The following is a 15,860-nucleotide window of genomic DNA, read 5'->3' as shown; positions in this document are numbered from 1 at the left end:
GCTGAACCTAGCCCGAGATCCCCGAGGTAGCGTCGGCTCGTGGCCGCACGCGAATTCGACATCGTGTTGTATGGGGCGACCGGCTTCGTCGGGAAGCTGACCGCCGAATACCTGGCCCGGGCCGGGGGAGATGCTCGGGTCGCGCTGGCCGGCAGGTCGACGGAACGTGTGCTCGCCGTCCGCGACGCCCTGGGCGAATCCGCGCAGACCTGGCCGATTCTGACCGCCGATGCCTCGCTGCCGTCGACGCTGAATGCAATGGCGGCCCGAACACAGGTGGTTCTCACGACGGTCGGGCCTTACACCCGCTACGGGCTGCCGCTGGTGGCCGCGTGTGCTGCCGCCGGCACCGATTACGCAGACCTGACCGGCGAGGCCATGTTCGTCCGGGAAAGCATCGACCTGTATCACAAGCAGGCCGCCGACAGCGGGGCCCGCATCGTGCATGCCTGCGGATTCGATTCCGTCCCTTCGGACCTCAGCGTGTACGCGCTGTATCGGGCGGCCCGCGAGGACGGCGCCGGGGAGTTGACCGACACCAACTTTGTGGTGCGGTCGTTACGGGGCGGATTCTCCGGTGGCACGGTCGCGTCGATGTTGGAAGTTCTGCGCACCGCCTCTAGTGATCCGGACGCGCGCCGTCAGCTCGCCGACCCTTACACGCTGACCACCGACCGCGGCGCGGAACCCGAGCTCGGCTCGCAGCCCGATCTGCCTTTGCGCCGGGGTCGTCAACTTGCGCCGGAACTGACCGGTCTGTGGACGGTGGGATTTGTGATGGCGCCCTACAACACCCGGATCGTGCGGCGCAGCAACGCGTTGCTGGACTGGGCTTACGGCCGGGGGTTCCGCTACGGCGAAACCATGAGCCTGGGCTCATCCGTTCTTGCGCCGGCGGCATCGGTAGCAGTTGCCGGGTTCAGCAACGCAACATTCGGCTTGGGCAGTCGCTATTTCCGGCTGCTGCCGCGCCGGTTGGTGCAGCGTGTCGTCCCCAAGCCCGGCACCGGTCCGAGTGCAGCGGCCCGGGAGCGCGGCTACTACCGTGTCGAAACCTACACCACCACGACCACCGGTAGCCGGTACGTGGCGCGCATGGAGCAGCGGGGCGACCCCGGTTACCAGGCGACATCGGTGTTATTGGGCCAGTGCGGTCTTGCGCTCGCACTGGATCGCGACAAGCTCGCCACATTGTCCGGGGTGCTGACCCCCGCGGCCGCACTGGGTGATGCCTTGCTGGCGCGATTGCCGGCCGCGGGTGTGTCACTGCGGACCGAGCGGCTGCGCTGATCCGTCCGCCGCGGGGGTGTTGTCCGGGTCTGGGCGGGTCTAATGTCGTAATCGACTTGCCTTACACCCCAGCAAAGAAGGTGGGTGCGGCGATGGCTAGTCTTGATGACCTGTTGGCCTAGATTCCTACTGTTGAAATTGCCAACAAATTCGGCGCTGACCAAGGTGAGGTCGATAGCGCTGTTCGCACGCTGGTGCCGGTGCTGCTGAGCGGGCTGCAGCAGAACTCGCAAGGTCCCGAGCACGCCAACAGGATCGAATCCGCGGCCAGTGGTCACTCCGCCCGGTGCCTGCTCGACACCGGTAGCGGGTTGGACCAGGTCGCCGAGGGCGACGGACACCGGGTGGTTGCGACGCTGTTCGGTGGTAATGACGCCGACCAGGTGGCATCCGCACTGGCGAAGGGGGGGAGCCGGTGATAGCGAGCTGCTCAAGCGGCTATTGCCGATCCTGCTTCCGATCGTGTTGGCGTACATCGGAAAACGATTGAGCCCGAGCGGCGCGGCGACCCCGGAGATGTCCCTGGGGAGCATCCTCGGCAGCGTGCTGGGCGGCAAGGGCAGCAAGAGCAGGGTGCTCGGCGAAATCCTCGGCGGCCTGGCGCTATACGCCGCCGATGGGCCGGCCTGGTCGACACACACCGAGACCGACACTCCACCGCCGCCCGACGCCGCCGCCGAGCAACCCGCGCCCTCGGAGACGGCCCAGCCCGTCGACGAAGGCGCACCGCAGCCGGCCGCAGCCGCCGTTACCGAGCAAAAGCCCGCCCCGGAACCAGCCGTGCAGACCTACACTGTCGTCTCCGGCGATACCCTGTGGGCCGTCGCGGAGCGCTTCTACGGAGACGGCAGCAAATGCCAGATGATCGCCGACGCGAGCGGCATCGGAAATCCTGACCTGATCTACCCCGGCCAGGTGCGCACGATCCCCTGATCGGCGAACGGCAGCCGATCACCAGCGGATTCGGGCGCTGTCACGCGGGTCCAAGGCGGTTCCTAGAATTGACCGGTGACCGCGAGCCCCCACCCTGCCGATGACCAGCTGCCCAAGTCGTGGGATCCGGCCGCGATGGAGAGCGCGATCTATCAGAAGTGGCTGGCGGCCGGCTACTTCACCGCGGACCCGACCAGCTCCAAGCCCGCCTATTCCATCGTGTTGCCGCCGCCGAACGTGACCGGCAGCCTGCACATGGGCCACGCGCTGGAACACACCATGATGGACGCCTTGACCCGCCGCAAGCGGATGCAGGGCTATGCGGTGCTGTGGCAGCCGGGCACCGACCACGCCGGCATCGCCACCCAGAGCGTGGTCGAGAAGCAGCTTGCGGCCGACGGCAAGACCAAAGAGGAATTCGGCCGGGAGCTGTTCGCGGCCTTGGTCTGGGACTTCAAGCGTGAGTCTGGTGGTGCTATCGGCGGCCAGATGCGCCGGCTCGGTGACGGGGTGGACTGGAGCCGCGACCGGTTCACCATGGACGAGGGCCTGTCCCGGGCGGTGCGCACGATCTTCAAGAGGCTCTTCGATGCCGGGCTGATCTATCAGGCCGAGCGGCTGGTCAACTGGTCGCCGGTGCTGCAGACCGCGATCTCTGACCTCGAGGTCAACTACCTCGACATCGAAGGCGAGCTGGTGTCGTTCAGATACGGGTCGCTCGACGACTCGCGACCCCACATCGTGGTCGCCACCACCCGGGTCGAGACGATGCTCGGAGATACCGCGATCGCGGTCCATCCCGATGACGAGCGCTACCGCCACCTGGTCGGCACCACCTTGCCGCACCCCTTTGTGGACCGGGAGCTGGTCATCGTCGCAGACGAGCACGTGGATCCCGAATTCGGCACCGGTGCAGTCAAAGTCACGCCGGCTCATGACCCGAATGACTTCGAGATCGGGTTGCGGCACCAGTTGCCGATGCCCTCGATCCTGGATGCCAAAGGCAGGATCGTGGATACCGCAACACAATTCGACGGTATGGACCGCTTCGAGGCCCGGGTCGCGGTCCGTGAGGCACTAGCTGACCAGGGCCGCGTCGTCGCGGAGAAACGTCCCTACCTGCATAGCGTCGGACACTCCGAACGTAGCGGGGAGCCGATCGAGCCACGGCTGTCCCTGCAGTGGTGGGTCCGGGTGGAATCGCTGGCCAAGGCCGCTGGAGATGCGGTGCGTAACGGGGACACTGTCATTCACCCGGCCAGCATGGAATCGCGCTGGTTCTCCTGGGTCGACGACATGCATGACTGGTGTATATCGCGGCAGCTGTGGTGGGGGCATCGCATCCCGATCTGGTACGGGCCCAACGGTGAACGGGTGTGCGTCGGCCCGGACGAAACACCCCCGGAGGGCTGGGAACAGGATCCCGACGTGCTGGACACCTGGTTCTCGTCCGCGCTATGGCCGTTCTCCACGTTGGGCTGGCCGGACATTACGCCGGAGCTGGAAAAATTCTATCCGACAAGCGTTCTGGTTACCGGCTACGACATCTTGTTCTTCTGGGTGGCCAGAATGATGATGTTCGGCACCTTCGTCGGCGGCGACGACGCCATCACGCTTGATGGCCGGCGGGGCCCGCAGGTGCCGTTCACCGACGTGTTTCTGCACGGGCTGATCCGCGACGAGTCCGGCCGCAAGATGAGCAAGTCCAAGGGCAACGTCATCGACCCACTGGACTGGGTGGAAATGTTCGGGGCGGACGCGTTGCGGTTCACCCTGGCCCGCGGTGCCAGTCCCGGCGGTGACTTGGCCGTCGGCGAGGATGCCGTTCGGGCGTCGCGGAATTTCGGTACCAAGTTGTTCAATGCCACTCGGTACGCGCTGCTCAACGGTGCTGCACTGGCCCCCTTGCCCGCGCCAGAGGCGCTGACCGACGCCGACCGCTGGATCCTGGGACGGTTGGAAGAGGTTCGGGCCGAAGTTGATTCGGCCTTTGACGAATACGAGTTCAGCCGGGCCTGTGAGGCCCTCTATCACTTCGCCTGGGACGAATTCTGCGACTGGTACCTCGAACTGGCCAAAACGCAGCTCGCGGACGGACTCACACACACCACCGCCGTGCTCGCTGCCGGACTGGATACTCTACTGCGCTTGCTGCACCCGGTGATTCCGTTCATCACCGAGGCGCTGTGGGTGGCGCTGACCGGCTCCACAACCGGTCCCGAATCGTTGGTCATCGCAGACTGGCCCGAGCCTTCCGGGATTAGCGTGGATCCGGTTGCCGTGCAACGAATCAACGACATGCAGAAGTTGGTGACCGAGGTACGGCGGTTCCGCAGCGATCAGGGTCTGGCCGACCGGCAGAGGGTGCCGGCCCGATTGGACGGCGTCGAGGACTCGGATCTGAGTGGCCAGGTGGCCGCCGTGACATCGCTGGCCTGGCTCACCGCCCCGGGCTCGGATTTCCGGCCGTCGGTTTCGTTGGAGGTTCGGCTCGGCCCGGACATGAACCGCACGGTCGTCGTCGAACTCGACACCTCGGGCACCATCGATGTGGCCGCCGAGCGCCGCCGCCTGGAAAAGGACTTGGTCAGCGTGCAAAAGGAGCTGGCGTCGACCGCGGCCAAGTTGGCCAACGCGGACTTTCTGGCCAAGGCGCCCGACGCCGTGGTCGGCAAGATCCGGGACCGCCAGCGCGTCGCGCGGGAGGAAACTGACCGGATCACGGCCCGGCTGGCTGCGTTGCAATGACATTCGAGCCCCCCGACGTCGCACCCACTCCGGACGAGATCGCGTCGCTGTTGCAGGTCGAGCATCTGCTCGACCAGCGTTGGCCGGAGACCCGCATCGAGCCGAGCCTGACCCGGATCAGCGCGTTGATGGACGTGTTGGGCTCACCGCAACTGAGTTATCCGTCGATCCATATCACGGGCACCAACGGCAAGACATCGGTAGCGCGGATGATCGACGCGCTGGTGACCGCGCTGCACCGGCGTACCGGCCGAACCACCAGCCCACACCTGCAGTCGGCGGTGGAACGCATTTCGATCGACGGGAAGCCGATCAGCCCGGCGCAGTACGTGGCGACGTACCGGGAGCTCGAGCCGTTCGTGCAGATGATCGATGCGCAGTCACAGGCCGCCGGTGGACCGGCGATGAGCAAGTTCGAGGTGCTCACCGCGATGGCATTCGCGGCGTTCGCGGATGCGCCCGTCGACGTCGCAGTGGTTGAGGTGGGCATGGGCGGACGTTGGGACGCCACCAACGTGATCAACGCCCCGGTGGCCGTCATCACTCCGATCAGCATCGACCACATCGACTACCTCGGTGCCGATATAGCGCGGATTGCCGGGGAAAAGGCGGGCATCATCACTCGGGCCCCGGACGGTTCGCCTGACACCGTCGCGGTCATCGGGCGTCAGGTACCACAGACCATGGAGGTGCTGCTGGCCGAATCGGTACGAGCCGACGCCTCGGTTGCCCGAGAGGATTCCGAGTTCGCGGTGTTGGGGCAGCAGATCGCCGTCGGCGGTCAGGTGCTGCAGCTGCAGGGTCTCGGCGGGGTGTATTCCGACATCTTCTTGCCACTGCACGGCGAACACCAGGCGCACAACGCGGTGGTCGCACTTGCCGCCGTCGAGGCCTTTTTCGGCGCCGGTGCGCAGCGTCAGCTCGACGTAGCGGCGGTCCGGGCCGGTTTTGCGGCCGTCACCAGCCCCGGCCGGCTAGAGCGCATGCGCAGCGCACCCACGGTGTTCATCGACGCCGCGCACAACCCGGCCGGGGCGAGCGCGCTGGCGCAGACGCTGGCCAACGAGTTCGAGTTCCGATTCCTGGTCGGGGTGCTCAGCGTGCTGGGCGACAAGGACGTGGACGGCATTCTCGCGGCACTGGAGCCGGTGTTCGATTCGGTGGTCGTGACCCACAACGGGTCGCCGCGGGCGCTGGACGTCGAAACGCTGGCATCGGCAGCTCGGCAGCGATTCGGACCCGACCGAGTAATCACTGCCGGGACCCTAAGCGACGCCGTCGACGCCGCTACCGCCCTGGTTGACGCCGCGGCCGCCGGCGGGGAGGTGGCAGGGCAGGCGTTCTCCGGTACCGGGATCGTCATCACCGGCTCGGTCGTCACCGCCGGGGCGGCTCGGACCTTGTTCGGTCGTGATCCGGAATGACCGACCAGCCGCAGGGGCCCGCCGCTGATCCGTGGAAGAGCTTCAGTGGGGTGATGGCGGCGACGCTGATCCTGGAAGCGATCGTGGTGCTGCTGGCAATTCCGGTGGTGGGCGCGGTTGGCGGTGGGCTAAGTCCGGTCTCGTTGGGCTACTTGATCGGTCTGGCAGTGCTGTTGATACTGCTGACCGGTCTGCAGCGCAGACCCTGGGCGATCTGGGCAAACCTATGCGTACAGGCGGTGCTGCTCGCCGGCTTCGCCGTCTACCCCGGTGTGGGTTTCATCGGCGTGCTGTTCGCAGCGTTGTGGGTCCTGATCGCGTATTTGCGTGGCGAGGTTCGGCGGCGGCAGGAGCATGGGTTGCCGCCGCGCCCGGGCTCGCCGGAATGACCGGTTGGGCATGCCCGGTGCAGGCATCAACCGTTGGGTACTGTTGGGCACCGTGACCGAACGGACCCTCGTACTGATCAAGCCGGATGGCGTCGAAAGGCAGCTGATCGGCGAGATCATCAGCCGCATCGAGCGCAAAGGCCTCGCCATTGTGGCGCTTCAGCTCAGGAGCGTTGGCGAGGAGCTGGCCAGCCGGCACTACGCCGAGCATGAAGGCAAGCCATTCTTCGGATCGTTGCTGGAGTTCATCACGTCGGGACCGGTGGTGGCGGCGATCGTGGAGGGAACCAGGGCAATCGCGGCGGTCCGGCAACTCGCCGGCGGCACCGATCCGGTGGAGAAGGCCGCGCCCGGCACAATTCGGGGCGACTTCGCCTTGGAGACGCAGTTCAACCTGGTCCACGGCTCCGATTCCGCTGAATCCGCGCGGCGTGAGATCGCGCTCTGGTTTCCCGGCGGTTAGCTCCGGGCGGCTGGTCCGCGGGGCTAACGCAGCAGCCCAGCTCAGGGGTGGGTGACCCGGCGCAGTGATGTGGGATACTTGTGGCGGGTGAACGTCGCCGAAGCGGCGTCGGACGCCCGAATGAAGACTTTGACAAGCGCGACCATCGCCAGCTTGCGATGCGGCGCGGCGTGTCGGGCCGTCATTCAGCACGGTGCCGAGCGGGTTCGCCATGAGCTCCTCGGGACAAGACCATCACAAGCCCGGGAGAAGTGACCCGGGCACATAGCGAAGCCCCCGCGTGGCCGCATCGATCAGGACGCGCCCGGGGGCTTGAGGAGAATACGTGGTAGACGGTGCATCTTCAGATCCAAAAGAGCCGAGCCAGCGAGCGGAACTGCCGGACCGCCTAAGAGTCCATTCGCTGGCACGAACGCTGGGAACCACCAGCAGGCGGGTGCTGGATGCGCTGACCGAGCTCGACGGACGGGTCCGCAGCGCGCATTCCAGCGTGGACCGCGTCGATGCGGTCCGGGTGCGCGATCTGCTGGCCGCTCAGCCCGAGACCACCGCGGTGTCCGCGGTCCCGGCTCAGGCGGCCGGGGCGCCCGAGGAACCCGAATCCCGGCTGATGCTTCAGGCCCAGGACACTCGGAATGCCCTTGTGGAGCGGCCACACTATATGCCGTTGTTCGTCGCGCCCCAGCCGATTCCCGAGCCGGTAGAGGCCGTCGAGGACAGCGGCGATGGCGACGACTACTCCGCCGACGACTCCGACGCTGACGATGACGAGCAGCCCGACCGACCGGCGAACCGGCGGCGACGTCGTGGCCGTCGGGGTCGCGGTCGCGGACGTGGCGAACAGGGCGGATCCGACAGTCCGGGCCAGGCCGGCGGACCCGACAGCGAGGGCCCGGGCGACCAGCAAGCCGAACCGCGCGCCCAACAAGGGGCCCGAAACGGGATACGCGCGGACTCCGCCGAAGCCGACGACGCCGACGATCGCGACTCCGAAGATTCGGAAGCCAGCGACAACGGCGAGGAAGAGAATGGTTCGCCGGAGGCCGGCAATCGTCGCCGCCGCCGCAAGCGGCGGCGTAAGTCGGGTTCCGGTGACGACAACGACGAGGGGCCCGCACCCGACGATCCGCCCAATACCGTCGTCCACGAGCGCGCACCCCGCGCGGGCGGCAAGTCCGGCAACTCGGAGGATGGCGGCGGCTCTGGCCCCACTGAGATCAAGGGCATCGACGGCTCGACCCGGTTGGAAGCCAAGCGGCAACGCCGTCGCGACGGGCGCGATGCCGGACGGCGCCGCCCACCGGTGTTGAGCGAGGCCGAATTCCTGGCTCGCCGTGAGGCTGTCGAGCGGGTAATGGTGGTGCGCGACAGGGTCCGCACCGAACCACCCCACCCGGGCGAGCGGTACACCCAGATCGCGGTGCTCGAAGACGGCATTGTCGTGGAGCACTTCGTGACGTCTGCGGCCTCGGCTTCGCTGGTGGGCAACATCTACCTGGGCATCGTGCAGAACGTGCTGCCGTCGATGGAGGCGGCTTTCGTCGACATCGGCCGGGGCCGCAACGGAGTGCTCTACGCCGGTGAAGTCAATTGGGATGCAGCGGGATTGGGCGGAGCGGATCGCAAGATCGAGCAGGCCCTCAATCCCGGCGACTACGTCGTGGTGCAGGTCAGTAAGGACCCGGTCGGGCACAAGGGTGCGCGGCTGACTACGCAGGTGTCCCTGGCCGGTCGGTTCCTGGTTTACGTGCCGGGCGCGTCGTCGACCGGGATCAGCCGCAAGTTGCCCGACACCGAACGCCAGCGACTCAAAGAGATCCTGCGCGAGGTGGTGCCATCGGACGCGGGGGTCATCATCCGCACCGCGTCGGAGGGGGTAAAAGAGGATGACATCCGCGCCGATGTCACTCGGTTGCGGGAGCGCTGGGCGCAGATCGAGGCCAAGGCACAAGAGACCAAGGAGAAGGCTGCGGGCGCTGCGGTGGCTCTCTACGAAGAACCGGATGTGCTGGTCAAGGTTATCCGTGACCTGTTCAACGAGGACTTCGCCGGCCTGGTCGTCTCCGGCGACGAGGCTTGGAACACGATCAATGAGTACGTGAATTCTGTTGCCCCCGATCTGATTTCGAAGCTGACCAAGTACGAGCCCGCCGTGGGGCCGGAAGGGCAGTCGGGGCCGGACGTCTTCGCGGTGCACCGCATCGACGAGCAGCTGGCCAAAGCGATGGACCGCAAGGTGTGGTTGCCGTCGGGCGGGACGCTGGTGATCGACCGGACCGAGGCGATGACGGTCGTCGACGTCAACACCGGCAAGTTCACCGGGTCCGGGGGCAACCTCGAGCAGACGGTCACCAAGAACAACCTAGAGGCGGCCGAGGAGATCGTGCGCCAACTGCGGCTGCGTGACGTCGGCGGCATCGTGGTCATCGATTTCATCGACATGGTGCTGGAATCCAACCGCGACTTGGTGCTGCGCCGGCTGACCGAGTCACTGGCCCGGGACCGGACCCGCCACCAGGTCTCCGAGGTGACTTCGCTGGGCCTGGTTCAGTTGACCCGCAAGCGGTTGGGAACCGGGCTGATCGAAGCGTTCTCGACATCGTGTTCGAACTGCGCCGGCCGCGGGATCACGCTACACGCCGACCCGGTCGATTCGGCTTCGGCGACCGGGCGAAAGTCTGAGTCCGGTGGTCGGCGGGGCAGGCGATCGAAGAAAGGCCGGTCCGAAGAGCCCAGCGAGAAGGGCATCGTCGCCAAGGTCCCAGCTCACGCTCCCGGTGAGCATCCCATGTTCAAGGCGATGGCAGCGGGCTTGTCCACGGTGGCTGGCCGCGGTGACGACGAATCCGGCGAGTCCGGTGCCGAACTCTCCGCGGAGCTCGATGAGCAGACCGAAGATCAGGCGCCCACCGACCTCGACGACACCACCCGGGCGGACTTTGGGGACACCGAAGACACTGACGAAGACACCGAAGACACTGACGAAGACACCGACGAAGACGAGGACGAACTCGACGACGACGAGGACCTCGACGACGAGCTTGACGACGAGGACCTGGACGACGAGGACCTCGATGACGATCTCGACGTCGACGATTCCGAGTCCGATGACGAGGACTCCGACGAAGACGTCGCCGATGTGGACCTCGACGACGACGGTTCCGCTGGCGAAGTCGACGCCCGCGTTGTCACGGGGTTGGCCGCTCCTCGTTCGCGCCGGCGCGTTGCGGGTCGGCCGGCCGGCCCGCCCATCCACGTGGACTGACCTGCGCCCGCCCGCCGCACCGGAAAACGCGCAGCGCCGGCGTCGCCACGACGCCGCCTCATGCGACGACGCTGGCGGTCGGCTCTTCGTCGTGGCGATCGACCATGGTCAACTCGTCGAAGGGATCGCGACCGCGTAGTACGTCGTTGGCCTTCGACCGATCAATGGTCTTGGTCCACGACGCAATCAGGACGGTTGCCACCGCGTTGCCGGAGAAGTTTGTGACCGAACGTGCCTCCGACATGAAGCGGTCGATTCCTACGATCAGCCCGACACCTTCCAGCAGCTCCGGGCGATGCGCCTGCAAGCCGCCGGCCAGCGTGGCCAGGCCCGCACCACTGACGCCGGCAGCACCTTTGGAAGCGACAATCATGAACGCCAACAAAGTGATCTGCTCGCCCCATGTCAACGGATCTTCCAGCGCGTCGGCGATGAATAGCGTCGCCATGGTCAGATAGATCGCGGTGCCGTCGAGGTTGAACGAGTAGCCGGTGGGCACCACGACGCCGACGGTGCTGGGCTGCACCCCTAAGTGTTCCATCTTGGCGATCAGCCTCGGCAGCGCCACCTCCGACGACGACGTCGCGAAGATCAGCAAGTATTCGCGGGCCAAATAGCGCACCAGCCGGAAGATCGACAAACGCGACGCGATGCGCAGCAGCACGCCGAGGACTACGAACACGAACACCAGGCAAGTCAAATAGAAGCCGGCCATCAGCATCAGCAGGTTGGTGACGGCGGCCCAGCCGGTCGTGGCGACGATGTTGGCGATCGCGCCGAACGCGCCGATCGGCGCCAGCCACAGCACCATCACGAGCACCTTGAACACCACCTTTTGCAGGTACCCGACGGCGCGCAGGATGGGCTCGCCCGAGGAGCCCAGGCCCTGGATCGCGAAGCCGACCAGCAGCGCGACGAACAACGCCTGCAGCACGTTGCCCTCGGTGAGGGCCGACAACAGCGACCTCGGAATGATTTCCTGGATGAACCCAGCGATTCCACGCGACTCCGCGGACTGTCCGGCCAATGCGGCGCCGCTTCCCACCGCACCGGGCGAAAGGTGAAGATCACTGCCCGGATTGAGCAGGTTGCCGACGATCAGTCCGATCCCGAGCGCAACCGTGGACATCACCAGGAAGTAGGCGAAAGCTAGCCCGCCGACCTTGCCCACGGTGGTGGCCTTGCGCACCGAACCAATCCCCAGCACGATCGTGCAGAAGATGACCGGCGAGATCATCATCCTGATCAGATTGACGAACACCGTGCCGAGCACCGCGACGCCTTTGCCGGTCGACGGCGCCGCCAACCCGACGATCACGCCGGCTACCACAGCGACGATGACCGCGAGATATAGCCAGTGGGTGCGGTCCCGGTTGTTCTTGCCGGCCGGCAAATCGGTATCCGGTGGACGATCCAGGGGGGTGGGCATTGGCGTTCCTTCAGGACGGCATCCGGCACGATTCGGCACGATGTTAGACGCTGCCAGCAGCGGCCCAACAGGACGACCGCACCACCTGAGGTGTTCGTCGGCGTGCGGAGACGGCCGCGCGCGATGGCTTTGGTGTCGACTATCCGACAGCGTGCTGGTTTGACCCGTAGTTGCAGGTCACGTACCCTTGACCAGTTGTCCCCAGGCTAACGGCTGGAGACGATGCGGGGGTCCAGCTTCGGTGCCCGCCCTAGACCCACCACGCGCATCGCCGGTAGCCCGCGCGCGAGGCGCAACCCACGCAGCAGAATAGAAGAGGCAGGAGCAACGATGGCGACCTACGCAATCGTCAAGACCGGTGGCAAGCAGTACAAAGTCGCCGTCGGAGACGTGGTCAAGGTCGAAAAGCTGGAATCCGAGCCGGGAGCGAAGGTGTCCCTACCGGTCGCCCTGGTCGTTGACGGCGCGACCGTCACCACCGATGCGAAGGCACTGGCCAAGGTCTCGGTGACCGGTGAGGTACTCGAGCACACCAAGGGCCCCAAGATCCGCATCCACAAGTTCAAGAACAAGACCGGCTACCACAAGCGGCAGGGACACCGTCAGCGGTTGACGGTCCTGAAGGTCACCGGCATCGCGTGATGCGCCGTCGGGCGAAGAACAGACAACACGGACGAGACTGAGCGGAGTCTGCAGAATATGGCACACAAGAAGGGCGCATCCAGCTCGCGTAACGGTCGCGATTCCGCCGCTCAGCGGCTAGGGGTCAAGCGGTTCGGCGGCCAGGTCGTCCAGGCCGGCGAGATCCTGGTGCGCCAGCGCGGCACCAAGTTCCATCCCGGCGTCAACGTCGGGCGCGGCGGCGATGACACGCTGTTCGCCAAGGCGGCCGGGGCGGTGGAGTTCGGCGTCAAGCGTGGACGTAAGACGGTGAACATCGTCGGATCGACCACCGACTGAGCCTCGCGCGATCGACGTTTTGCGGAACCTCGATGCCTCGGTTTGTTGATCGGGTCGTCATCCACACTCGAGCGGGTTCCGGAGGTAACGGCTGCGCTTCGGTCCATCGCGAGAAGTTCAAGCCACTCGGCGGCCCCGATGGCGGCAACGGCGGCCGGGGCGGCAGCATCGTCTTCGTCGTCGACCCGCAGGTGCATACCCTGCTCGACTTCCATTTCCGTCCGCACCTCACCGCGCCGTCGGGCAAGCAGGGGATGGGCAACAACCGGGACGGGGCCGCGGGCGCGGACCTGGAAGTCAAAGTTCCCGACGGCACCGTGGTCTTGGACGAGAACGGTCGGCTCTTGGCGGACCTGGTCGGCGCGGGCACCCGCTTTGAGGCCGCAGCCGGCGGTCGTGGCGGCTTGGGCAACGCCGCGCTAGCGTCACGTGCCCGCAAGGCCCCCGGCTTCGCGCTGCTCGGCGAAAAGGGACAGTCCCGCGACCTCACCCTGGAGCTCAAGACCGTCGCCGATGTCGGCCTGGTTGGGTTTCCGTCGGCCGGAAAATCCTCGTTGGTGTCGGTGATTTCGGCGGCCAAACCGAAAATCGCCGACTACCCGTTCACCACGCTGGTGCCAAACCTCGGGGTGGTCTCGGCGGGAGAGCACGCATACACCATCGCCGATGTGCCGGGCTTGATCCCGGGCGCATCCCGCGGCCGCGGCCTGGGGCTGGACTTCTTGCGGCACATCGAACGCTGCGCCGTGCTGGTACATGTGGTGGATTGCGCCACCGCCGAGCCGGGCCGCGACCCCAGCTCGGACATCGACGCACTGGAAGCCGAGCTCGCAGCCTACACGCCCACCCTGCAAGGGGACGCGACTCTGGGCGACCTCGCCGAACGGCCCCGGGCGGTGGTCCTCAATAAGATTGACGTGCCGGAGGCGCGCGAACTCGCCGAGTTCGTCCGTGACGACATCGCTCGGCGCGGCTGGCCGGTGTTTTGCGTCTCGAGCGCAACCCGGGAAAACCTGCAGCCCTTGGTCTTTGGGCTATGGCAGATGATTTCGGAATATCACGCTGCGCTGCCGAAAGCGGTGCCACGCCGGCCGGTGATTCGTCCGGTTCCGGTGGACGACAGCGGTTTTACCGTCGAATCCGACGGACAGGGTGGTTTCGTGGTGACTGGTGCCCGACCGGAGCGTTGGATTCACCAGACCAACTTCGACAACGACGAGGCCGTTGGCTATCTCGCCGACCGGCTGGCACGCCTCGGTGTCGAGGAGGAATTGCTGAGGCTGGGCGCGCAACCGGGGTGCGCGGTGACCATCGGCGAGATGACGTTCGACTGGGAGCCCCAAACGCCGGCGGGCGACCAGGTCGCGATGTCCGGTCGGGGCACGGACCCACGGCTGGACCGCAACGAGCGGGTCGGCGCGGCCGAGCGAAAGGCCGCTCGGCGTCGCCGTCGCGAACGCGGTGACGGCTGATGGCCAGTGTGCACCGGGAAGCCATCCGGACCGCGCGCAGCCTTGTCGTCAAGGTCGGGACCACGGCGCTGACCACACCGTCCGGAATGTTCGACGCGGGCCGGCTCGCCGGACTCGCCGACGCGATCGAGCGGCGGATGAAGGCGGGCTCTGATGTCGTCATCGTGTCCTCGGGTGCCATCGCCGCCGGTATCGAGCCACTCGCGCTATCCCGTCGTCCCAATGATCTGGCGACCAAGCAGGCCGCGGCCAGCGTCGGGCAGGTCGCGCTGGTGAACTCGTGGAGCGCGGCGTTCGCCCACTACGGCCGCACCGTGGGCCAGGTGCTGCTGACCGCGCACGACATTTCGATGCGGGTGCAGCACACCAACGCCCAACGCACCCTGGATCGGCTGCGGGCGCTGCATGCGGTGGCGATCGTCAACGAGAACGACACCGTGGCCACCAACGAGATCCGGTTCGGTGACAACGATCGGCTGTCGGCGCTGGTGGCGCACCTGGTCGGCGCCGATGCGCTGGTGCTGCTGTCCGACATCGACGGTCTCTACGACTCAGATCCGCGCAAAACCGGGGACGCGACATTCATTCCCGAGGTGTCCGGGCCGGCGGATCTGGATGGTGTGGTCGCCGGCCGGAGTAGCCACCTGGGTACCGGCGGAATGGCGTCCAAGGTGTCATCGGCGCTGCTGGCCGCCGACGCCGGCGTGCCGGTACTGCTGGCCCCCGCGGCCGACGCCGCGACCGCGCTCACCGACGCCTCGGTGGGCACGGTGTTTGCGGCGCGACCGGACCGCATGTCCGCCCGCCGGTTCTGGTTGCGCTATGCCGCCGACGCTGCAGGTTCGCTGACTCTCGACGAGGGTGCGGTGCGCGCAGTGGTACAGCAGCGGCGCTCGTTGCTGGCCGCGGGTATCACCGCGGTGTCGGGCCGGTTCTACGGCGGAGATGTCGTCGAATTGCGTGGACCGGACGCGACGGTTGTCGCCCGCGGTGTGGTCGCCTATGACGCGACCGAGCTTGCCGCCATGATTGGCCGGTCGACCTCGGAGCTGCCTGGCGAGCTGCGCCGGCCCGCGGTGCACGCGGACGATCTGATAGCGGTGTGATGCGGGTCGGAACGCATTCGTTGCGTTGAGGTACAGTGCGCCGCAGACAGAAATAGGCTGGCGCAGAAAGGAATTGGGTGGTGCAGAGGAGCAGCGGCGGTGTCTATCCGGGGAGGGAGTCATGGTTGCTGGTGGTGGTGTTTGTGGTCGGTTGGGCTCGGCGCTGTTGGTGATGGCCGCGGTAGCCACCGTGCTGGTTGGGTTTGCCGGTGTCGCCTCGGCCGAGACCGTCTACCAAGGAATGCACCATCGTGGAGAACCCGAGCTCAGAGCACCACACCATCTGCCTACGCCATGACTTCTTCCGGCCGGACTGGTGGGGCGAGCGGAGTGGTAACCCGTCGAGGTCAAGCGGTAGAGCGGGCGATGAAGTTTTACTGC

The 15,860-nt window shown here is 66.5% G+C and carries 12 protein-coding genes and 3 pseudogenes; 13 read left to right on the top strand and 2 right to left on the bottom strand.

Translation table 11 applies throughout. From position 1 onward, the window contains the following. Positions 1 to 39 precede the first annotated feature (39 nt). The 7 genes and pseudogenes from AADZ55_RS15775 to ndk all read left to right on the top strand — a co-directional run bounded on the left by AADZ55_RS15775 (position 40) and on the right by ndk (position 7,247). Positions 40 to 1,290 (top strand): saccharopine dehydrogenase family protein, encoded by a 1,251-nt coding sequence (locus AADZ55_RS15775; protein WP_085324472.1) that lies wholly within the window; start codon positions 40 to 42, stop codon positions 1,288 to 1,290. A 122-nt stretch (positions 1,291 to 1,412) separates the two neighbouring features. Next, positions 1,413 to 1,887, top strand: a pseudogene (locus AADZ55_RS15770) (DUF937 domain-containing protein); the annotation flags it as partial. After that, positions 1,888 to 2,223: pseudogene (locus AADZ55_RS15765) on the top strand (LysM peptidoglycan-binding domain-containing protein); the annotation flags it as partial. It lies immediately after the preceding pseudogene. Positions 2,224 to 2,298: 75 nt separating this feature from the next. Further along, complete coding sequence (locus tag AADZ55_RS15760; protein ID WP_085324475.1) at positions 2,299 to 4,971, top strand: valine--tRNA ligase; 2,673 nt, start codon at positions 2,299 to 2,301, stop codon at positions 4,969 to 4,971. Beyond that, on the top strand, positions 4,968 to 6,395 hold the full coding sequence (gene folC, locus AADZ55_RS15755; protein ID WP_085324476.1) for a bifunctional tetrahydrofolate synthase/dihydrofolate synthase: 1,428 nt from the start codon (positions 4,968 to 4,970) through the stop codon (positions 6,393 to 6,395). The genes AADZ55_RS15760 and folC overlap by 4 nt, the downstream gene beginning before the upstream one ends. After that, complete coding sequence (locus AADZ55_RS15750) at positions 6,392 to 6,784, top strand: DUF4233 domain-containing protein (protein WP_085324477.1); 393 nt, start codon at positions 6,392 to 6,394, stop codon at positions 6,782 to 6,784. Before folC ends, AADZ55_RS15750 begins: the two co-directional genes overlap by 4 nt. A 52-nt stretch (positions 6,785 to 6,836) precedes the next feature. After that, positions 6,837 to 7,247: a nucleoside-diphosphate kinase gene (gene ndk / locus AADZ55_RS15745; RefSeq protein WP_085324549.1), complete on the top strand. Its 411-nt coding sequence runs from the start codon at positions 6,837 to 6,839 to the stop codon at positions 7,245 to 7,247. Between the two features lie 41 nt (positions 7,248 to 7,288). Here the strand turns inward: ndk and AADZ55_RS15740 are convergent, their stop codons facing one another. Further along, entirely contained in the window at positions 7,289 to 7,432 is a 144-nt protein-coding gene (locus AADZ55_RS15740; protein ID WP_165759360.1) for a hypothetical protein, read from the bottom strand. 140 nt (positions 7,433 to 7,572) lie between these two features. Between AADZ55_RS15740 and AADZ55_RS15735 the strand changes: the two genes are divergently transcribed. Beyond that, the gene (locus AADZ55_RS15735) at positions 7,573 to 10,512 is read left to right on the top strand and encodes an Rne/Rng family ribonuclease (RefSeq protein ID WP_085324478.1); all 2,940 of its coding nucleotides are present in this window, start codon (positions 7,573 to 7,575) and stop codon (positions 10,510 to 10,512) included. Here AADZ55_RS15735 and AADZ55_RS15730 read toward each other — a convergent pair. Then, positions 10,436 to 11,941 (bottom strand): annotated as a pseudogene (locus AADZ55_RS15730) (cation:dicarboxylate symporter family transporter). The gene AADZ55_RS15735 and the pseudogene AADZ55_RS15730 overlap by 77 nt on opposite strands. 330 nt (positions 11,942 to 12,271) lie before the next feature. Here AADZ55_RS15730 and rplU point away from each other — a divergent pair. The 5 genes from rplU (at position 12,272) to AADZ55_RS15705 (ending at position 15,777) form a co-directional block, all read left to right on the top strand. Further along, a complete protein-coding gene (rplU, locus tag AADZ55_RS15725; protein WP_085324480.1) occupies positions 12,272 to 12,583 on the top strand; it encodes a 50S ribosomal protein L21 in 312 nt (103 codons plus the stop codon). Positions 12,584 to 12,640: 57 nt separating this feature from the next. Next, on the top strand, positions 12,641 to 12,901 hold the full coding sequence (gene rpmA / locus AADZ55_RS15720) for a 50S ribosomal protein L27 (protein ID WP_085324481.1): 261 nt from the start codon (positions 12,641 to 12,643) through the stop codon (positions 12,899 to 12,901). Positions 12,902 to 12,933: 32 nt separating this feature from the next. Next, complete coding sequence (gene obgE, locus AADZ55_RS15715; protein WP_085324482.1) at positions 12,934 to 14,373, top strand: GTPase ObgE; 1,440 nt, start codon at positions 12,934 to 12,936, stop codon at positions 14,371 to 14,373. Continuing rightward, entirely contained in the window at positions 14,373 to 15,479 is a 1,107-nt protein-coding gene (gene proB, locus AADZ55_RS15710; protein ID WP_085324483.1) for a glutamate 5-kinase, read from the top strand. The genes obgE and proB overlap by 1 nt, the downstream gene beginning before the upstream one ends. Positions 15,480 to 15,600: 121 nt before the next feature. Beyond that, a complete protein-coding gene (locus tag AADZ55_RS15705) occupies positions 15,601 to 15,777 on the top strand; it encodes a hypothetical protein (RefSeq protein WP_165759361.1) in 177 nt (58 codons plus the stop codon). The last annotated feature ends 83 nt before the right edge of the window (positions 15,778 to 15,860 follow it).

It is taken from the genome of Mycobacterium decipiens, from assembly GCF_963853665.1.
In the GTDB taxonomy this organism is placed as follows: Bacteria; Actinomycetota; Actinomycetes; order Mycobacteriales; family Mycobacteriaceae; genus Mycobacterium; species Mycobacterium decipiens.
The sequence above is the reverse complement of the archived record's forward strand: the minus strand, read 5'-3'. Positions and strand labels throughout refer to the sequence as shown.